At 61.9% G+C, this 19,916-nt stretch carries 18 protein-coding genes; 7 read left to right on the top strand and 11 right to left on the bottom strand.

Annotated elements, in window-relative coordinates; genetic code table 11:
• Nucleotides 1-8: 8 nt before the first annotated feature.
• The 5 genes from ACU5AZ_RS19935 to ACU5AZ_RS19915 all read right to left on the bottom strand — a co-directional run bounded on the left by ACU5AZ_RS19935 (nucleotide 9) and on the right by ACU5AZ_RS19915 (nucleotide 6,338).
• Complete coding sequence (locus ACU5AZ_RS19935) at nucleotides 9-1,253, bottom strand: cysteine desulfurase (protein ID WP_446824050.1); 1,245 nt, start codon at nucleotides 1,251-1,253, stop codon at nucleotides 9-11.
• 16 nt (nucleotides 1,254-1,269) lie between these two features.
• Nucleotides 1,270-2,547, bottom strand: coding sequence for a Fe-S cluster assembly protein SufD (gene sufD / locus ACU5AZ_RS19930; RefSeq protein WP_446824049.1), 1,278 nt, complete (start codon nucleotides 2,545-2,547; stop codon nucleotides 1,270-1,272).
• 33 nt (nucleotides 2,548-2,580) lie between these two features.
• Complete coding sequence (gene sufC / locus ACU5AZ_RS19925; protein WP_446824048.1) at nucleotides 2,581-3,333, bottom strand: Fe-S cluster assembly ATPase SufC; 753 nt, start codon at nucleotides 3,331-3,333, stop codon at nucleotides 2,581-2,583.
• Nucleotides 3,334-3,542: 209 nt separating this feature from the next.
• Nucleotides 3,543-5,012: a Fe-S cluster assembly protein SufB gene (gene sufB / locus ACU5AZ_RS19920; protein WP_446824047.1), complete on the bottom strand. Its 1,470-nt coding sequence runs from the start codon at nucleotides 5,010-5,012 to the stop codon at nucleotides 3,543-3,545.
• Between the two features lie 159 nt (nucleotides 5,013-5,171).
• Nucleotides 5,172-6,338 carry a cysteine desulfurase family protein gene (locus ACU5AZ_RS19915; RefSeq protein ID WP_446824046.1) on the bottom strand — a complete coding sequence of 389 codons (1,167 nt, stop codon included), beginning with the start codon at nucleotides 6,336-6,338 and terminating at the stop codon, nucleotides 5,172-5,174.
• 221 nt (nucleotides 6,339-6,559) lie between these two features.
• Here ACU5AZ_RS19915 and ACU5AZ_RS19910 point away from each other — a divergent pair, with 221 nt between their 5' ends.
• Nucleotides 6,560-7,237, top strand: coding sequence for an alpha/beta hydrolase (locus tag ACU5AZ_RS19910; protein ID WP_261930013.1), 678 nt, complete (start codon nucleotides 6,560-6,562; stop codon nucleotides 7,235-7,237).
• A gap of 173 nt (nucleotides 7,238-7,410) precedes the next feature.
• Nucleotides 7,411-8,664, top strand: coding sequence for a tyrosine--tRNA ligase (tyrS, locus tag ACU5AZ_RS19905; protein WP_446824045.1), 1,254 nt, complete (start codon nucleotides 7,411-7,413; stop codon nucleotides 8,662-8,664).
• A 54-nt stretch (nucleotides 8,665-8,718) separates the two neighbouring features.
• Here tyrS and ACU5AZ_RS19900 read toward each other — a convergent pair whose 3' ends face one another.
• Nucleotides 8,719-12,066, bottom strand: coding sequence for a hypothetical protein (locus ACU5AZ_RS19900; protein WP_446826066.1), 3,348 nt, complete (start codon nucleotides 12,064-12,066; stop codon nucleotides 8,719-8,721).
• A gap of 192 nt (nucleotides 12,067-12,258) precedes the next feature.
• Here ACU5AZ_RS19900 and ACU5AZ_RS19895 point away from each other — a divergent pair, with 192 nt between their 5' ends.
• The 5 genes from ACU5AZ_RS19895 to ACU5AZ_RS19875 all read left to right on the top strand — a co-directional run bounded on the left by ACU5AZ_RS19895 (nucleotide 12,259) and on the right by ACU5AZ_RS19875 (nucleotide 17,087).
• Nucleotides 12,259-12,729: a peroxiredoxin gene (locus ACU5AZ_RS19895; RefSeq protein WP_446824044.1), complete on the top strand. Its 471-nt coding sequence runs from the start codon at nucleotides 12,259-12,261 to the stop codon at nucleotides 12,727-12,729.
• Between the two features lie 7 nt (nucleotides 12,730-12,736).
• Nucleotides 12,737-13,564, top strand: coding sequence for a ferritin-like domain-containing protein (locus tag ACU5AZ_RS19890; protein WP_446824043.1), 828 nt, complete (start codon nucleotides 12,737-12,739; stop codon nucleotides 13,562-13,564).
• 115 nt (nucleotides 13,565-13,679) lie between these two features.
• Nucleotides 13,680-14,963, top strand: a complete 1,284-nt coding sequence (locus ACU5AZ_RS19885) for a M23 family metallopeptidase (RefSeq protein ID WP_446824042.1) — start codon at nucleotides 13,680-13,682, stop codon at nucleotides 14,961-14,963.
• Nucleotides 14,964-15,207: 244 nt separating this feature from the next.
• Nucleotides 15,208-16,668 (top strand): DEAD/DEAH box helicase, encoded by a 1,461-nt coding sequence (locus tag ACU5AZ_RS19880; RefSeq protein WP_446824041.1) that lies wholly within the window; start codon nucleotides 15,208-15,210, stop codon nucleotides 16,666-16,668.
• A 2-nt stretch (nucleotides 16,669-16,670) separates the two neighbouring features.
• Nucleotides 16,671-17,087, top strand: a complete 417-nt coding sequence (locus tag ACU5AZ_RS19875; RefSeq protein ID WP_446824040.1) for an NUDIX domain-containing protein — start codon at nucleotides 16,671-16,673, stop codon at nucleotides 17,085-17,087.
• Nucleotides 17,088-17,302: 215 nt separating this feature from the next.
• Here ACU5AZ_RS19875 and ACU5AZ_RS19870 read toward each other — a convergent pair whose 3' ends face one another.
• Genes ACU5AZ_RS19870 through ACU5AZ_RS19850 form a run of 5 tightly spaced genes read right to left on the bottom strand, consistent with a single transcriptional unit; the run spans nucleotide 17,303 to nucleotide 19,788 of the window.
• Nucleotides 17,303-17,626 carry a TfoX/Sxy family protein gene (locus ACU5AZ_RS19870; protein WP_446824039.1) on the bottom strand — a complete coding sequence of 108 codons (324 nt, stop codon included), beginning with the start codon at nucleotides 17,624-17,626 and terminating at the stop codon, nucleotides 17,303-17,305.
• Nucleotides 17,619-18,236: a nucleotidyltransferase family protein gene (locus ACU5AZ_RS19865; protein ID WP_446824038.1), complete on the bottom strand. Its 618-nt coding sequence runs from the start codon at nucleotides 18,234-18,236 to the stop codon at nucleotides 17,619-17,621. The genes ACU5AZ_RS19870 and ACU5AZ_RS19865 overlap by 8 nt, the downstream gene beginning before the upstream one ends.
• 2 nt (nucleotides 18,237-18,238) lie before the next feature.
• Nucleotides 18,239-18,925: an XdhC family protein gene (locus tag ACU5AZ_RS19860; protein WP_446824037.1), complete on the bottom strand. Its 687-nt coding sequence runs from the start codon at nucleotides 18,923-18,925 to the stop codon at nucleotides 18,239-18,241.
• A gap of 5 nt (nucleotides 18,926-18,930) precedes the next feature.
• Nucleotides 18,931-19,257, bottom strand: a complete 327-nt coding sequence (locus tag ACU5AZ_RS19855) for an XdhC family protein (RefSeq protein WP_446824036.1) — start codon at nucleotides 19,255-19,257, stop codon at nucleotides 18,931-18,933.
• Between the two features lie 36 nt (nucleotides 19,258-19,293).
• Entirely contained in the window at nucleotides 19,294-19,788 is a 495-nt protein-coding gene (locus tag ACU5AZ_RS19850; protein WP_446824035.1) for a flavin reductase, read from the bottom strand.
• Nucleotides 19,789-19,916: the final 128 nt, after the last annotated feature.

Below are 19,916 nucleotides of genomic sequence, written 5' to 3'. Positions count from 1 at the left end.
AAATCACCTCAGGCGAAGAAATTGCGGGCATATTCGAGCGCCTCCGCCAGCGCGTCGACCTCCGCCCTTGTATTGTAGAGGCCAAACGAGGCCCGGCAAGTGGATGTCACGCCGAAGCGCTTCAGCAATGGCTGCGCGCAATGGGTGCCTGCCCTAACGGCAACACCGCGCCGGTCGATCACCATCGACACATCATGCGCGTGAATGCCTTCAAGCTCAAAGGAGAATATTCCCCCCTTGCCCGGCGCTGTGCCAAATATTTTCAGGGAATTGATCGCCGACAGCTGGCTCTGCGCATAGGCGGCAAGATCGGCCTCGTGCGCGGCAATCGCCGAACGGCCGATCGTTTCCATGTAATCGAGCGCATAGCCGAGACCGATCGCCTGCACGATTGGCGGCGTGCCGGCCTCGAACCGGTGCGGCGGATCATTGTAGCTCACGGCATCCTCGGACACGTCGAGGATCATCTCGCCGCCGCCCTGGAACGGCCGCATGGCGGCAAGCCGCTCCTTCTTGCCGTAGAGCACGCCGATGCCCGACGGACCGTAAAGCTTGTGGCCGGTCATCACATACCAGTCGCAGTCGATGTCGCGGACGTCGACCGGCATATGGACCGCACCCTGCGAACCGTCAATCAGCACGGGAATGCCGCGCTCATGGGCGATGCGGCAGATCTCCTTGACCGGGACGATGGTTCCGAGCGCATTCGACATATGCGTGATCGCGACGAGCTTCGTCTTTTCCGTCAGCGACTTCTCGAAATCCTCGATATGGAAGGCACCTTCATCGTCAACCGGCACCCAGACGAGCTTGGCGCCCTGCCGCTCGCGGATGAAATGCCAGGGCACGATGTTGGAATGGTGCTCCATGATCGAGATGACGATCTCGTCGCCTTCGCCGATATTCGGCATGCCATGGCCGTAGGCGACCGTATTGATCGCTTCCGTCGAGGACTTGGTGAAGACGATCTCGTCGACCGAGGACGCATTCAGGAAACGGCGCACCTTCTCGCGCGCCGCCTCATAGGCGTCCGTCGCGGCATTGGACAGGAAATGCAGTCCGCGGTGCACGTTCGCATATTCTTCCGAATAGGCGCGGGACACCGCATCGATCACGACCTTCGGCTTCTGTGCCGACGCGCCGCTGTCGAGATAGACCAGCGGCTTGCCGTAGACCGTCTTCGACAGGATCGGGAAATCCTTCCGGATCGCCTCGACGTCATAAGGTCCGCTCATGGGTGCCATCTGGTCCATCCTGCTTGTCGCTTCCTCAGGCTCGCTGTTCCAGCCAGCTATCGATGACGCCTTCCAGCGCCTCGACGATGGCTTCGTCTTCCAGTTCCTCGACGATCTCGGCGACGAAGGCCTTGATCAGCAGGCCGCGCGCCTTGGCTTCGGAAATACCGCGGGCCATGAGATAGAAGAGGTGCGTGTGGTCGATGTCGGCAACCGTCGCGCCATGGGCGCACTGCACGTCATCGGCAAAGATCTCGAGCTCGGGCTTGACCGAGAACTCGCCCTCGTCCGACATCAGCAGCGTGTTGCAGGCCATGCGCGCATCGGTCTTCTGCGCGTCCGGCGCAACGCGGATCTGGCCCTGGAAGATGCCCTTGGCATTGTCGAACACGACATTCCGGATCACTTCCGTCGAGGTGGTGTTCGGCAGATCGTGGCCGAGCGTCAGCGTGACGTCCGTATGGGTCGCATCGCCCAGCAGATTGACGCCGCGCAGCTTGAGGTCGGCGCCCTCGCCCGTCGTCACGCCGTGGATTTCCTGGCGCACCAGCTTGCCGCCGACATTCAGCACGAAAAGGAACAGCTTGGAATCCTTGCCGAGATCGATGTTGATCTGGCCGAGATGGGTGTCGTCCGCACCTTGCGCCTGCTGGATGATCCAGGTGACCTCTGCGCCGTCTTCGAGCTTGATGTCACTGACCGATGACACGAGTGCCGCCGCCGCTTCGTCCATCGGCATATGGCGCTCGATGACGGTCGCTTTCGCGCCGGCACCGAACGTCGCAACAATCCTGCCGTGAACCTGGCCGCCGGCATGCACCGACTGCAGTTCGATCGGCTCGCCGACATCCGCACCGGCGGAGACCTCGACGATGAGCCCGTCGCGGACGAAAGCGCCGTTAATTCGGCCGATGGCATCGTCGGCGTCAGAGACCGACAGGCCTTCGGCGGCCGTGCCGCTTGCCAGAGCCGTGGAATAGGCCTTGATCGACACGCCGTCGATCGCGCCGTCCAGGCTTGCCTTGCCCTGGACGATCGCTTGCACCGAGGCACCTGCGACAAGCGGTGCCAAGACATCGGCATGGACGTCACGGACGTTGGCCGGGATCGTCTTCAGCAGCGTCTTCAGGTCCGTGTAATGCCACGCCTCGATACGGCGGGTCGGCAGACCGGCGACCTTCAGCTCGTGCATCAGCCGGTCGCGCGTCGAGGTCACCGCCCCATCGCCCGGAAGCTGGCCGAACAGACCGGCATAGGCCTCGATCAGCGCCGTCTCGGCGGTCGTCAGCCTGGTCTGAGCTTGCATGTTCATAATCTCAATCCTTGTACCGTTTCCGCTCAGGCCTCACGCCGCCTCGATGATGTCGGCATAGCCGTTGGCTTCCAGTTCATGTGCCAGCGTCTTGTCGCCGGACTTGATGATCTGGCCCTTGTAGAGGACGTGAACGGTGTCCGGCACGATGTAGTCGAGCAGGCGCTGGTAGTGGGTGATGACGATCACGGCGCGGTCCGGGGACCTCAGCGCGTTGACGCCGTCGGCGACGATCTTCAGGGCATCGATGTCGAGGCCCGAATCGGTTTCGTCGAGCACGCAGAGCTTCGGCTCCAGAAGTGCCATCTGCAGGATTTCCGCGCGCTTCTTCTCACCGCCGGAGAAACCGACGTTGAGCGGACGGCGCAGCATTTCCGGCGCGATCTTGAGTTCAGCCGATGCTTCCTTGACGCGGCGCATGAACTCCGGCGTCGAAAGCTCGTCTTCGCCGCGCGCCTTGCGCTGCTCGTTCATCGCCACCTTGAGGAACTGCATGGTGGCGACACCGGGAATTTCGACCGGATACTGGAAGGCGAGGAAGATGCCCTTGGCGGCGCGTTCGGCCGGGTCCAGTTCGAGAATGCTCTCGCCGTTGTAGAGAATGTCGCCATCGGTGACTTCGTAGTCTTCGCGACCCGACAGGATGTAGGAGAGCGTCGACTTGCCGGAGCCGTTCGGGCCCATGATGGCAGCAACTTCACCGGCCTTCACCGTCAGGTTCAGGCCGCGGATGATTTCGGTGCCGTCCTCGGCGATCCGTGCGTGCAGGTTCTTGATTTCAAGCATGATTGTTTCCTGTCTTCATGCGCGAGCAGGCTCAGCGCGATCTTAAGGTCAAATTCACAAAGCGGTTCGAATGAAAGGGAGTATCGAGGCGGAGATGGCTCCGACCGCCAGCCCGACAACCAGGCGCATCATCCTTCCCGGAATTCTCTCCAGGAGCACGGCGAGACCGCCGCAGACAATCGCATAGTATGTCAGGCCGACCGGATCCATCAGCCCACGCTCCCCTCCAGCGAGATGCCGATCAGCTTCTGTGCTTCGACGGCAAACTCCATCGGCAGTTCCTGGATGACTTCGCGCACGAAGCCGTTGACGATCAGCGCGATCGCCGCTTCTTCCGGGATGCCACGCTGCAGGCAGTAGAATAGCTGGTCCTCGGAGATCTTCGACGTGGTCGCCTCGTGCTCGAACTGCGCCGTCGAGTTCTTCGCCTCGATGTAGGGCACCGTATGGGCGCCGCACTTGTCGCCGATCAGAAGCGAGTCGCACTGGGTGAAGTTGCGGGCGTTCTCCGCCTTGCGGTGGGCCGAGACCTGGCCGCGGTAGGTGTTCTGCGAGACGCCGGCGGAAATGCCCTTGGAGATGATGCGGCTCGACGTGTTCTTGCCGAGGTGGATCATCTTGGTTCCGCTGTCGACCTGCTGGTGACCGTTCGACACCGCGATCGAATAGAACTCGCCGCGCGAACCGTCGCCGCGCAGGATGCACGACGGATACTTCCAGGTGATCGCCGAACCGGTTTCCACCTGCGTCCAGGAGATCTTCGAGTTCTTGCCGCGGCAATCGCCGCGCTTGGTGACGAAGTTGTAGATGCCGCCCTTGCCGTCCTTGTCGCCCGGGAACCAGTTCTGGACGGTGGAGTACTTGATTTCGGCGTCATCCAACGCGACGAGCTCGACGACGGCCGCATGCAGCTGGTTTTCGTCGCGCTGCGGCGCCGTGCAGCCCTCGAGATAGGAGACGTAGGCTCCCTCCTCGGCGATGATCAGCGTGCGCTCGAACTGGCCGGTGTTCTTCTCGTTGATGCGGAAATAGGTGGAAAGCTCCATCGGGCAGCGAACGCCCTTCGGAACGTACACGAAGGAACCGTCGGTGAAGACCGCCGAATTCAGCGTCGCATAGTAGTTGTCGGAGACCGGCACGACCGTGCCGAGATACTTCTTCACCAGTTCCGGATGCTCGCGCATGGCTTCCGAGATCGACATGAAGATCACGCCGGCCTTCTTCAGCTCTTCCTTGAAGGTGGTCACGACCGAGACCGAATCGAACACGGCATCGACGGCGATCTTAGACTTCTGGACGCCGGCCAGGATTTCCTGCTCTCTAAGCGGAATGCCGAGCTTCTCGTAGGTCGCCAGCAGCTCCGGGTCCACTTCGTCGAGCGTCTTCGGGCCCGAGGCCGATTTCGGCGCGGAGTAGTAGTAGATGTCGTTGAAATCGATCTTCGGATAATTGACGCGCGCCCAGCTGGGCTCTTCCATCGTCAGCCAGCGTTGATAGGCGGCAAGGCGCCATTCCAGCATCCACTCCGGCTCCTGCTTCTTGGCGGAAATGAAGCGGATGACGTCTTCCGAAAGGCCCTTGGGGGCCTTGTCGACTTCGATAAATGTCTCAAAACCGTATTTGTACTGGTCGACATCGATCCGGCGCACCTGATCGATCGTTTCCTGAACGGCTACCATTCTCGTTCTCCAATCTCGCCGGGTCCAAGGTCCGGCAGCTTGTCAACGTTTGACGGCAGATGTGGTGATCTGCCCCCTTATCTATTGTTCCGATACCGAGATTTCACCCTCTTGGGTGGAAGAAATCTGGCAATTCTCAATTTTTTCCGCGCACCATCGTCAGGCCGCTTGTCCGGCCGGCTTGCGCCGCCCGGCGATTTTGCGAAAGGCGGCGAGCGCCGCGTCGACGTCCTCGCCGGTGGTCGTCGGACCGATGGAAAGGCGCAGGGCGCCGAGGCGCGCATCCTTTCCCATCGCCACGAGCACGTGGCTCTCGCCGACTTTTCCCGACGAGCAGGCCGATCCGGCCGAAAGCGCAATGCCCTCAAGGTCGAATGCAATCTGCCCCGTCTCCGACTTCAGTCCCGGTAAAGTAAAGAAGCTGGTATTGGCAACCCTTGTCTCGTCCTGGCCGTGAATGAGCACATCATTTGCCGCGTCCCGCATGCCGGCCTCGAGGCGATCGCGCATGGCCGCAATACGTTCGTTGCGGGCGCGAAGATCGATCGCATTTTCCCGTGCAGCGATACCGAAGCCGATGATCGCCGTGGAATTTTCAGTCCCCGAGCGGTGACCCTTTTCCTGGCCACCGCCGCGGATCAGCGGTGCCGGCATCAGGATTTCGCCACGCGACACCAATGCGCCCGCCCCCTTGGGACCGCCGATCTTGTGAGACGACAAGATCAGGAAATCGGCGCCGAGCGCCGCAATGTCGACCGGAATGCGACCAACGGCCTGTACCGCATCGACGACAAGTACGCCGCCATGGGCCTTGACGATCTCGCTCGCCTTCGCAACCGGCTGGACGATCCCTGTTTCATTGTTGACCAGCATCAGGGCGACGAGTGGCAAGCCTTCCGCCTTGTCGTGATCGGCAAGCAGCGCCGCAAGCGCGTCCAGATCGACCACGCCACCTGCCGTCACCGGAATTTCCGTCATCGCGGCCCTGGCAAAACGGCCGCCCTCGCGGATCGCCGGATGCTCGATTGCCGAAAAATAGAGCCGCCCGGCTTTCAGCGGCGTGCGCCCCATCCGGAAGTCCGGCGTCAGAACGAGATTGGCGGCTTCGGTCGCGCCGCTGGTAAAGGTCACATGCGCCGCTTGCGCCCCGACAAGCGCCGCCACGTCCCGTCGGGCCGCCTCGATCGCCGCCCGGACGGCCCGGCCTTCGCCGTGTACCGACGACGGATTGGCGAACTGGGAAAGCGCCGCAACGACGGCGTCACGCGCGGCCGGCAACATCGGCGCGGTGGCATTCCAGTCGAAATAATGACGCGCGGCGGCCATGGCTACACTTCCAGGGTTTAGACATTAACAGGCAAGACAGCGCATTTTTCTTGAATTTTCTGCAACGCTTGCCTTATGACACCTCGAAACCCGTCCTTGCGGCGGCAGAACAAGTTTCGAATGGTTCTAAACTAGCTTCTAGAAAAGTTGACTGATCTCGTCAAGTCAACTTTCGTCCGAGACGCCGGTTTTTGGATCGTGAATATGAAGCCGGAGTACAAATGCCTGAAGTAATTTTCAACGGCCCTGCCGGCCGTCTTGAAGGCCGCTATCAACCCTCCAAGGAAAAGAACGCCCCGATCGCAATCATCCTGCACCCGCACCCCCAGTTCGGCGGCACGATGAACAACCAGATCGTATACCAGCTGTTCTACATGTTCCAGAAGCGGGGCTTCACCACGCTCCGCTTCAACTTCCGTGGCATCGGCCGCAGCCAGGGCGAATTCGACCATGGCGCCGGCGAACTCTCGGACGCCGCCTCGGCGCTCGACTGGGTTCAGAGCCTGCATCCGGACTCGAAGAGCTGCTGGGTCGCCGGCTACTCCTTCGGCTCGTGGATCGGCATGCAGCTTCTGATGCGCCGGCCGGAAATCGAAGGCTTCATGTCGATCGCACCGCAGCCCAACAGCTACGACTTCTCGTTCCTGGCGCCCTGCCCCTCGTCCGGCCTGATCATCAACGGCACGGCTGACAAGGTTGCGCCGGAAAAGGACGTCATCGGCCTCGTTGAGAAGCTGAAGGCGCAGAAGGGCATCCTCATCACCCACCGCACGGTCGAAGGCGCCAACCACTTCTTCAAGGACCGGGTCGATCAGCTGATGGCCGAATGCGAGGACTATCTGGATCGCCGCCTCGACGGCGAACTGGTTCCGGAGCCGGCTGCCAAGCGCATTCGCTGAGCGGATTGCAAGACACGCGGCCGGCCGGGTTCATTTAGCCCGCGCCGGCCGCATGCATTTTCAGCCAGGCAACCTGCCTTGCCACCGAGACAGGTGCACTTTTCAAAAAACAATGCTAAAGCCGCGCTCGTTTTCAGCCAGAAGCGCGACACCAGTCACGAAAGAACCACGTCATGTCCGAGTTCAAGTCCGATTTCCTCCGCACTCTCTCCGAACGCGGCTTCATTCATCAGATTTCCGATGAAAGCGGTCTCGACGAGTTGCTCTGCAAGGAAAGCGTGACGGCCTATATCGGCTATGATCCGACGGCATCGAGCCTTCATGTCGGCCATCTGATGCAGATCATGATGCTGCACTGGTTCCAGGAAACCGGCCATCGCCCCGTCTCCCTGATGGGCGGCGGTACCGGCATGGTCGGCGATCCCTCCTTCAAGGATGAGGCCCGCCAGCTGATGACGCTTGAAACGATCGAGAACAATATTGCCTCGATCAAGCGCGTCTTCGCCAACTACCTTGACTACGACAAGGCCGGCAATGCGGCGCTGATGATCAACAACGCCGAATGGTTGCGCCCGCTGAACTACCTTGAATTCCTGCGCGATGTCGGCCGCCATTTCTCGGTCAACCGCATGCTGTCCTTCGACAGCGTCAAGACGCGCCTCGACCGCGAGCAGTCCCTGTCCTTCCTGGAATTCAACTACATGATCCTGCAGGCCTACGACTTCGTCGAGCTGAACAAGCGCTACGAATGCCGGCTGCAGATGGGTGGTTCGGATCAGTGGGGCAACATCGTCAATGGTATCGATCTCGGACACCGCCTCGGCACGCCGCAGCTTTACGCTTTGACGGCCCCGTTGCTGACGACGGCCTCTGGCGCGAAGATGGGCAAGTCGGCTTCCGGCGCGGTATGGCTGAACGCCGATCTGCTGCCGGTCTACGATTTCTGGCAATACTGGCGCAATACGGAAGATGCGGACGTCATCAAGTTCCTGAAGCTCTTCACGAAACTGCCGATGGACGAAATCGGCCGCCTGTCCAAGCTGGGCGGATCGGAACTGAACGACGTCAAGAAGATCCTTGCCACTGAAGTCACTGCCGTACTGCATGGCCGCGCCGCCGCCGAGGAAGCCGCCGAAACGGCCCGCAAGACCTTCGAGGAAGGTGCGCTTGCCGAAAACCTCCCGTCGGTCGAGGTTCCGTCGGCGGAACTTGACGGCGGCCTCGGCATCCTGACGCTGCTGGTGCGCGCAGGCCTCGCCGGCTCCAACGGGGAAGCCCGCCGCCACATCCAGGGCGGCGCGGTCCGCATCAACGACAATCCCGTCAGCGACGACCGGATGACTGTCGGCTCGCCGGACGTCACCGCGGACGGCGTGATCAAGGTGTCGCTCGGAAAGAAGAAGCACATTCTCGTCCGTCCGGCCTGATCAGGCCGACCCGGACGCCCGAACATTTCAACCCCGCCCCTTGAGGCGGGGTTTTTATTGGAACTCGAAGATCTGCCGGAAAATGCCCGGAGCGATGACCGACAGCGGATTGATCAGGAGGTCCGGGTGATCGAAGCTGCCGGTCAGCTTGAAGGTGATGCCAATCACGCCCTGATCGTTGCCGTTGCCGAGAATGAGCCCGATGATCGGCAGGCCGGTGAACAGCCGGTTGAGACCGTAGGCCGGCATGAAGGTGCCGGTCATCGACATCTGCCCCTTCTTGTCGCGCAGGACACCCTGGAAGGTGGCGCCGATCTGGTCTCCCCGCACGACGCCGTTCTCGATCGTCAGAACGCCCTTGTTCGAATTGATCCGGGCGAAAGCACGCTGGAAGCGCTCGCTGCTGACGTCGATGTTGCGCTTGACAGCGCTGTTGAGGCTCTGGCCATCCTTGCCGGTCGGCGTCGAGACGAGTTTCTGCAGGCGCTTCTCGTCCACGATCCGGAACTTGCGGATGTCGACCGCTCCGCTCCAGTTGTCCGTCCGCATGCCCCTGATCTTGATGTTGAGCAGACCTTCCTGCATTTGCCGGTAGAGATCGGCGAAGCGTGCCATGGCGCCCGCATCGCCGCTGGTGATCTGCACGAAGGGCCCGCTGGCATCCGAAGCGGTCTGGATGACGAACGCCGCCCCGGTATCGGTGACGGCCGATGCCGACACGGACTTTATCGTCGTTCCCTCGGCGGAATACTTGAAGTTTGCGGCGCTCAGCACTTCGCCGTTGAAGCCGATGAGCTTGCTGAGATTGGCGGTGATGCTGAGGCCGAATTCACCCTGCGCTGCCGTCTCCTCGCCCGTCTTCAGCTTCTGGAGCACGGAGCGCATGTCGGCGCTCTGGCCATCCACCCGCACGTCGTAACCGCCGCTGACCCGCTTGACCTTCAGCGCATAGCGATCGTCCTGGGAAAGCCGAACATTGTCGAAGTCGGCTGAAATCAGGCCCGACTTGCCGATGGTCAGATCGCCGGTGATGCGGAAACCGTCGCCGTTCAGATCGAAATCGCCGATCTCGCTGCGCGCACCATCCTGCTTCAGGTCGAAGGTCGCGATCGCCTTGATGCCTCGGCCCTTGATCCAGTCGATCCAGGGCAAGATCAGCGCCGCCTTCGTTATGTCGACGGAAACCGACTGCCGGCCTTCGGTGCTCTGGTCGACGTCGATCGTCAGCGGCCCGTCGATCAGCTCACCAAGTCCCGGCAGAATCCGGTTGCGGTCGTCATTGTTGAGCGTCAGCTCGATCTTCCGGCTTCGCTGGACCTTCGACGTCGACTCAACCGGCTCGATCGCCGTCAATTGCATCGGCGCGCCGTCGAGATTGCCCTTGGCATCCACCTTGGCCACCTCGGGCGTGATGTCCAGCGTTCCGTCCAGATTCGTCAGCCAGTGACCGCTGAACTCCTTCTCCAGATCGACGCCGTTCAAGGTCATGACGGTATGCCACTGTGGCGGCGGCGGATCCTGTTCCGGAATGAGGCCGAAGGTCGCGTCCACCTTGGCGCTGATCTTGCCGGAGAAATCCGACGGCACGAAACCGGTCCGCTCCAGCGCCCCGATGGGCTTGTAGGTGGCGAGTTCCGCCACCCCGTCTGCGGCACCGGACACGTTGATATGCATGTCCGCCATCAGCGGCTTTTCGTAGGTGTTGGCGATATTGAACTGGCCGCCGTCGAGGGATACCGACCGCCCGGACGGGAAATAGGACGTGCCGTGATCGATATCGACCGTCAATTTCGGACCGTTCAGGCTGAAGTGACCGGCCGTGTCCCGGATTGGCGGGATATTGCCGGCGACGTTCATCCGGACATTGTCCACGTCGAAACTGATTCTCAGTTCGTTCTCGTCGAGATCCAGCGGCTCCGGATAGATCGACATCCGCCCAGCGGGAATGAAGACGGCCAGAGACGCGTTGGTCACATTGCCGCCGAACAGGTTCTTGTGCACCCATTCACGCGCCTTGGACGCCATCCAGAACGGCCAGAGCTGCTTGACGACGGACGAATGCAGCCGCGCCGCGCGCATGCCGAAGGAAACCTGCGGAGACCCTTCGCCGAAGACCATCCGCAGCGAACCCGCCGCCGCGCCGCGGGCGCTGGAAATCACGATCTGGTCGGCGGCAAGTTCCATGGTCTGCGTCAGGAACTGGCCGGAGAATTTCGCATCGAACGGCACGGCCGCCTCACCCGCCGTTTCCGTATCCGCACTGGCCCCTGAGAAGAGAAAATCGAACCCGAAGCCGCTGCGGCCATCATCGTCCAGCCGGTCGAGATCGATCACCGCACCGCTGAACGGCAGGGACGTATCGCCGAACACGCCCTTCGAGGATTTCACCTCGAGAGAATGCTTCTCGTTGTCATAAGCGGCATTGATTGTCAGTTCCGGCACGTCGACGGGTGTCCAGCGCATGTAGAAGCGGCCATCATCGACCTTGGCGGACGCATTCACCGTCGCCTCGCCGCCGCTCTGGCCACGCTCCGCCGTCAGCTCCACGCTCAGCTTGCCCGTCGCTCCCTTGATGATCTCTCCCTGAGCGTCAAGCAGTGTCAGGAGTGGCCCGAGCGCGGCGCCTTCGAGGCTCGCCTTGAGACTTTCGGCCCGGCCTTTCGTGGTGTCGGCCAGAATGGACAGCGACGCCTCGTACCCGCCGATGTCGAACGTGCCATTGAGTTCCACGTCGCCCGGTTCCGGCTCCTTGAGACTGAGCTCGGACATGATGACCGCCTGCGGCCGGCCACCAAGCGCCTTCATCATGATGGTCACATCGGAGATGCGCAGCACCGAGAGCCCGCCCCGGCGCTTGATCGCCAGAAGCTCGTCGAGCTTGTTGAACAGCTCCTCCGTCAGCTTCGGAATGCCGTCGACCCGGATCTTTGCCCAGTCAAGCTTTCCATCGCTTTGCCAGATGGAGTTCCCGACGACGATACCGCTGGCATCGATCGAGGAGACACTGAGCTGGCCGCGGGCAAGCCGCAGAGGGTCGAGAACCAGCCGGACCGCGCTGATCTTCGACGCGGCACCGGCGCTCGACGCGGCCCCATCGCCCTTGGCGAGCGTGACGTCCCGCGCCTCCAGCGCCAGGCGCCCGTCGGAGGTAAAACGCAAGGCGGTGCTGCCGATCGATACCGCATCCGACGTGCCGACCGCCTGCTGCAGCAGTTTCTGAACGCGGTCATTCAGGCTCTTGTCGAGGACGCCGTTTTCGAGTGCCAGAAAAATGCCGGTCAGCCCGATGCAGACCAGGGTAATCACGATCAGAAACCCGCGCACCACCCAGGAAGACCGGCGTCGGGGCTTTCTCTTCGGCGGCAGGCCGTCAGCCCGCCTGTCACCGCTCTCGGGAAGCACGTCCAAGATGTCTGACTCCCGATGGTGCTCTTTGCGAAAAGCGTTCTGGTCATGGAGCTGGCCCATACCGACCGAGCACCTCCCAATTTTATGCTTCAGTGTCACTCGTTCGTATGGACGAATACCATAGCATGCCTATATCACCGGAAAGAACTCCCATCACAATAGCGGCTCGAAGAAAGGTTGGCGTCAGTGACCCTCGAAACAGGCAATACCGCCCCCAATTTCACACTTCCTGCGACCGGAGGAAATCCCGTCACACTGTCAAGTTTCCGTGGAAAACCGGTCGTCATCTTCTTCTATCCCAAGGACGACACCTCCGGCTGCACCACCGAATCGAAGGACTTCTCCAGCCTGCTTCCCGACTTCAAGGCGCTTGGCGTCACGGTCATCGGCATTTCGCCCGATTCGCTCAAAAGCCATGAGAAGTTCGCCAATAAACACGACCTTTCGGTGACGCTCGCCGCAGACGAGGATCAGGCCGTGCTCGAAGCCTATGGCGTCTGGCAGGAAAAAAGCATGTACGGCCGCAAATACATGGGCGTGGTACGCACCACGGTTCTGGTGGCACCGGACGGCACGGTGGCCAGGATCTGGCCGAAGGTGAAGGTCGCCGGACATGCCAAGGACGTTCTCGCCGCCGTGCGCGAATTGCGCGCCTGACTGCCTGATGACTGAAATCCCGAAGATTTCCTCGCTCCGCCAGGGCGCGACGGCCGCCATCATGGCGGCGGACCTCGACGTGAAGACGGAGCTGGCCCAACGGACCGCCACGCTCTGGCAACAGCGCCGGCTTTCGCTGCGCTCGCCGCTTGATCCCTCCATTCCCGAGCGCCCAGGCCGGCCGGCCAAGCCGGATCTCGTGCCGCCGACGCAGATGAAGAAGCGGTCGCTCCACAGCCTGCACGGCCGCATCGCGCTGCTGCATGCGATTGCCCATATCGAGCTGAACGCCGTCGACCTGGCGTTGGACATCGTCGCCCGCTTCGCTACCGAGAAGGTACCCTATTCCTTTTTCGACGGCTGGATGCAGGTGGCGTTCGAGGAGGCCAAGCATTTTCGCATGGTACGCGAGCGGCTGCGGGCGCTTGGCGGCGACTATGGCGATCTGCCGGCCCATGACGGGCTCTGGCAGGCCGCCCATGCGACGAAGAACGACCTGACCGCCCGCCTCGCCGTCGTGCCGCTGATTCTCGAGGCGCGCGGGCTCGACGTTACGCCGTCGCTGCAGGAGAAGATGCGCGAGACCGGAGACATGGAGAGCGCAGCCGTCCTCGACGTCATCTACAACGACGAGAAAGGTCACGTCGCCATCGGTGCCAAATGGTTCCGTTTTCTCTGCGCCCGCCAGTCGAAGGATCCGGCCAGAACCTTCCACGAGCTTGTCAGGGCCAATTTCCGCGGCCCGCTGAAGGCGCCGTTCAACGATATCGCCCGTGCAGAGGCCGGCCTGACGCCCTCTTTCTACCGCTCGCTGACATCCACCAGCCACGCCTGATCGCACCGCAAAGCAAGCCGGAAACCCGCCCGGCAAAGCTTTGTTAACCTTAACGGTGTGTAATCACACCAAGCTCGAGATGAGGAATCAGCAGTCCGTGCGGGAGTAACAGTCAGTGGCAAACGGCGCAAAAGACCAGGTCTTCGGCAAGCGAAGCAAGCAGCATGTGCTGATCCTGGCAAGCGGCAACGACATTCGTCACATGACGATCAGGCCCTGGATGCTGGCCGTTGGCGCATCCTTCGCCGGCGTGATGGCCATCGGCTACCTCGCCGCGACATCCTACCTCGTATTCCGGGACGATCTGATCGGTGCGTCGACGGCCCGCCAGGCCCGCATACAGCACGCCTACGAAGACCGGATTGCCGCCCTGCGCGCCCAGGTGGACCGCATCACCTCCCGACAGCTCCTCGACCAGCAGGTTGTCGAGGAAAAGGTGGACAAGTTGTTGAAACGCCAGCAGGCGCTGACCAGCCGCCACGGCAAGCTCGACCTGCTTCTGGAGCGTGCCTCCGCCGATCTTCCGTCCAGCAACGTCCCCGTCCCCGCCGCCAATCCCCGCCTGCCCGAAAAGCAGGCTGACGCAACCGGCGCAGAGGCCATCGATACGCTGCTGGGCCTGAGAACCGGGGATCAGCCTCCGGCACAGAAGGCGCTCGGCTATGCCCCCTTGCGGGAAAGCATGGCTGAAAAGGCCGACCAGGCCTTCTCGAACGTATCGCTGTCGCTGAAGACCATCGAAAGCGAACAGATTGAAAGCATCCGGACACTGACCGCCGGCGCATCTGAGACGGCCAATGCCATTGCCGGCATCCTGCAGAAGACCGGGATTAGGGTGAAGGGTACTTATGCCAACGGCTCTGACGCCGCAATCGGCGGACCCTACATTCCCACCAGTGCCCAGATGAACTTCGAAAGCTCCATCAGCGCGCTCGACGGCGCCCTTGCCCGCCTCGAGACGATGCGCGACAAGGCGCGTGAAATCCCGTTCGCCAGCCCGGAACCGGGACGGCCGATCACCAGCCGGTTCGGCACACGCAAGGATCCCTTCCTCGGCACGATGGCGCTGCATGCCGGCGTCGACTTCCAGGCACCGACCGGAACACCGATCCGACCGACCGCGCCGGGTCGCGTCATCGCCGCCGGCTGGGCCGGCGGCTACGGACAGCGTGTGGAGATCGACCACGGAAACGGAATCACCACCCGCTACGGCCATATGTCGAAGATTCTCGCCCATGTCGGCCAGATGGTCGACGTCAACGACGTGATCGGCCAGGTCGGGTCGACAGGGCGCTCGACCGGATCGCACCTGCACTACGAGATCCGCAAGGGCGGTCAGGCCGTCGATCCGATGCCCTTCATCGTCGCAGGGCGGGAGCTCAAGAGCTACCTCGACTGATTCCCAAGTCATCCCGGCCACACAGGGGCATGGGATTGCGGTAATGTCCGCCGTCGGTGGCTGCGCAACGTAAATTTCCGTTACGTGAAGTGTTATATCAACCAAATCCGGCATTGACGGCCCGAAACTGGCCGATTTCCTTGACTTCCGGGCATTTTCGGACTATTCCGCCGACACATATCTGGCATAGACGCCTGATAAAGACACATTCGTGTTCTTAACAACCGAACGGAAAAAGCTTCCATTGACCTCATTTGACGATCTTGGCCTCAGCCAAAAAGTACTCGGCGCGGTCGCCGACGCAGGATATTCCACTCCCACTCCGATCCAGGAAGGTGCCATCCCGCATGCGCTGCAGCGGCGGGATATCTGCGGTATCGCCCAGACCGGCACGGGTAAGACGGCATCCTTCGTCCTGCCGATGCTGACGCTTCTGGAAAAAGGCCGGGCTCGGGCGCGCATGCCGCGCACAATGATTCTGGAGCCGACCCGCGAGCTCGCCGCGCAGGTAGCGGAGAACTTCGAGAAGTACGGCAAGAATCACAAGCTCAATATCGCGCTTCTGATCGGCGGCGTGTCGTTCGACGAACAGGACCGCAAGCTGGAACGCGGCGCCGACGTGCTGATCTGCACGCCCGGCCGCCTGCTGGACCACGCCGAGCGCGGCAAGCTGCTGATGACTGGCGTCGAAATCCTGGTGATCGACGAAGCCGACCGAATGCTCGACATGGGCTTCATCCCGGACATCGAGCGCATCGCCAAGATGATTCCCTTCACGCGCCAGACGCTGTTCTTCTCGGCCACCATGCCGCCGGAAATCCAGAAGCTGGCCGACACCTTCCTGCAGAACCCGGTCCGCATCGAGGTGGCTCCGCCATCTTCGACCGCCAAGACGGTGACCCAGCGTCTCGTCGCCACCGGTTCGAAGGACTACGACAAGCGCGCCCGCCTGCGCGATCTGATCCGCGCCCAGGACGAACTGAAAAACGGCATCATCTTCTGCAATCGCAAGAAGAGCGTCGCCGACCTGTTCCGTTCGCTCGAGCGGCACGGCTTTGACGTTGGTGCCCTGCACGGCGACATGGACCAGCGCTCGCGCACGACCATGCTGGCCAATTTCAAGGATAACCGCATCAAGCTGCTGGTTGCCTCGGATGTTGCCGCACGCGGTCTCGATATTCCCGACGTCAGCCACGTCTTCAATTTCGACGTGCCGATTCATGCCGAAGACTACGTTCACCGCATCGGCCGCACCGGCCGTGCCGGCAGAAGCGGCAGCGCCTTCACGCTGGTCACCAAGGCCGACACCAAGTATCTCGATGCCATTGAAAAGCTGATCACCCAGAAAATCGAATGGCTTGATGGCGACCTGACCACCGTCACTCCGTCTTCGGACGATGCTGACGAAGGAAAGGGCCGCGGTCGTGAACGCGATCGTGACCGCCGCAGCAAGGGCCGCCGTCCGGCGGCTGAGGCCACCACCACCACCACCGAGACGACCACCGGCAAGAAGGCTGAAAACGTGAAACAGGCTCGCAACACCGAAAATACGACGGAATCCGCAGCCCGCAATTCGCGGCCAAGGCCCGCAAACGACGATCACCGTGCACGCCGTAGCCGCAATCGCGACAACGACGACGGCCCGACCCCCGTTGGTTTCGGCGACGATATCCCCGCCTTCATGCTGGTCGCCGCCAAGGCCTGATCATGCTCGGCAAGCCCGGTATTGATTTTCCCGGATTGGGAACCGGCCTGGCCATTTTGCGCGACAACAAGATCCTGCTCTACCGGCGCCTCAAGGCGCCGGAGGCCGGTTACTGGAACATCGTCGGCGGCAAGATCGAGCATATGGAGCCGGCCGACATCGCGGCAGTCCGCGAGGCCGAAGAAGAGACAGGCATGCGGATCGGCAGCGTCGAGCACCTGCTGACCACCGAACAGATCCTCGAAGACGACCGGCAGCATTGGGTGTCGCTGATCTATGTCAGCCGCGACAGCCAGGGCGAAGCACGGCTGACCGAACCGGACAAACTGAGTGATTTCGGCTGGTTCGAGCTTGATGCCACACCGACGCCCCTGTCCGCCTTTGCAATCGCTGCCATCGCCGAACTCCGCAAATTCTGACGAAATGAATGAAAAGCCGCACCGGTTGGACCGATGCGGCTTGTTTCGTCATGAAAATGGAATGTCGTCTCGGGAGAAATTAGCAATCGCTTAAAATTGCTGCGATGCACAAACCTTATAACGCGGCATGGCCAACAGGTCAACGAATAATCACCTTCGGAAAAATAACATTCCCTTCAGTGAATTCAGACGACTTCTAGCGCCGATGACAATGGCTACTTGCGCGCCCGCAGCGCCGCCTCGTAGGCCAGCCGCACCCACTTCGCCATGATGTCGGGATCGTCATAGGCATCTTCCGGTATCGACCAGTAGGGCATGGCGACAGGCTTCCGGCTTCTGTTCGACTCGTAGATCCATTGCACGGCGCCTGCGGCCTCGAACTCGTGTTTCGTCTCGGCGTCCGCCTTCAGCAGGACCGCACCGTCGAGCTCGATCGCGAAGATCTCGCCGGCGTGATAAATGCCCTTCCCGCCGAACATCCGCTTGATGGTGATTGGCGCAAGGGAGATGAACATGTCCTCGATGTCGGTATTATCCATGGATGATTTCCCTCAATTCTCCGCCTGCTGCGAGAAGAGCCTCCGGCGTGTCGACGTCCTGCAACGCCGCCGGCCCGATATCGACAAGATGCACCGGCAGGCCGCCGGCGGCAATCACGCGTCTCGCACCCTCATCACCACCAAGTGACATGATCGGCACGAACAAGGACCGCGGCAGCACCACAGGATTGCCCGGCCTGTCGCCGTCGGCGGCACGAATGACCGCACGACCGTCGTTATCGACAAATCGGTCACGCAATTTCCCGAGTGCCACTGCGCCGACATTCGGCATGTCCGCCAGCATGACGATCACGCCATTAACGTCCCGAAGGGCCGGATGCGCGAGGCCCATCTGCAGCGATCCGGCCATACCTTCCACATGCTTTGGATTGACGATGATCTCCAGCGGCAGGTCCCGAAGCGCCGCTTCCACCTCTTGAGCCCGAAATCCCGTGACGACGACCACAGGCCCGGCCCCGCTCGCAACCGCTTCCGCGCAGACATGCCGAACCAGAGGCACGCCCGAGAAGCCGCAGAGCAGCTTGTAGGGCGCGCCTGCCCCCATGCGGCGCCCCTCGCCGGCCGCGAGGATCAGGATACCCGTCTCCAAGGTCAGTTCTCCACGCGCTTGCGCAGGCAGGCGATGATCTCCGCCATGATCGAGACGGCGATCTCGCCCGGGTTGGCCGCGCCGATGTCGACGCCGACCGGCGCGTGAATACGGGCTGTCTGCTCGGGCGACAGCCCAAGGCCGGCAAGGCGTTCGAGCCGCTTCGCATGTGTCTTGCGGCTGCCGAGCGCACCGACATAGAAACATCCGATGTTCAGCGCCTGGCCTATCGGCTCGTCATCGATCCGCGGGTCATGGCAAAGCGCGATCAGCGCGGTATAGCGGTCCAGTGGCTGTCTGGACAGCACCTCGTCCGGCCACTCGGCGAAGAGATCTACGCCCGAGAAGCGCTCCGGCGTCGCGAATGCGGTGCGCGGATCGATGACCGTCAGCGGAAATCCCGCGGCGGCCGCAATGGGAGCCAGCCTCTGGCTGATATGGACGGCGCCGATCGCGACGAGCCGGATCGGCGGGAAGTGGACGTTCAGAAAGAACGGTCGGCCATCGATCTCGACGGCCTTCGAATTACCGGAACGGAACGCCTCTTCAATGGCCCTGCCGAGGTCGCCGCTCACCTCGTCACCATGGACGACGACGCGATCCCGGCCGTCCTCGAGGTCGGTGACGAGGACGGCCGCAACGCGCCCGCGCCGGGCCGCGTTCAGTTTCTTCAGGTTGACGGGATCCATATGCCTCAGCCGAGCCTTTCGAGATAAACGCGGATGCGGCCGCCGCAGGAAAGGCCCGCGCGCCATGCCGTTTCGTCGGCCACGCCGAATTCGAGAATCTTGGGTTCGCCATGGCGAATGACGTCCAGCGCTTCGGCGATGACATCACCCTCGACGCATCCGCCCGAAACGGAGCCGTGAAACTCTCCGGCCGAATCGATGACGAGATGGCTGCCGGCAGGCCGCGGCGCGGAACCCCAGGTCTCGACGACGGTGGCAATCGCAACCTCGCGGCCCTGCCCCATCCATTCCTCGGCAATCATCAAGGGATCGTCGCTGTCCACGCCCTGCATAACCGGCCCCGCAAACTGTCGTCTGAAAGAGACAGCCTACAGCGAGCGATAACCCCGGTCCAGATAGATCAGCGCCTTGTCCTTCTCGCCGAAATGGACGCCGAGAACCTCGCCGAACAGCACCGTATGAGTCGCAAATGACTTCATGTCGGTCAGGCGGCAATCGAAGGCGACCAGCGGGTCCTTGAGCACCGGCGCGCCGGTCGCGCCGACGATCCATTCGGCTCGTGCGAAACGCTCCTCGCCTTCAAGTTTTTCCCGTCCGGAAAAGGCGTCCGCCAGGCTCTGGTGACGCGCGGCAAGCGTGTTCAGCGCGAAAACGCCGCTTTCGAAGAAGATGCGATTGCTGGGGTTGCCGTTGTTGAGGCAGACCAGCACGCTTGCAGGATTGTCGGAGACCGAGCAGGCTGCCGTGACGGTCACGCCGCGTCGACTGCCTTCGTGAGCGGTGGTCACGATCTGCACGTGGCCGGCATACTGGCTCATCGCGTCCCGATAGAGAACCGGATCCAGTTTCTGTCTGTCCAACACGCGCCTCTCCTTGGCTGTCAAATCGCCACTCCCTTACATAAGCCCCGAAAGTATGAGGTCAAAGGGTTACATTTTCCACAACACAGCATGCCGATAACGCATTGCCGGGCAAGGGTTGAGCCGCTATG

Source organism: Rhizobium sp. PAMB 3182 (genome assembly GCF_052908355.1).
This window is presented reverse-complemented; position numbering and strand designations above follow the sequence as displayed.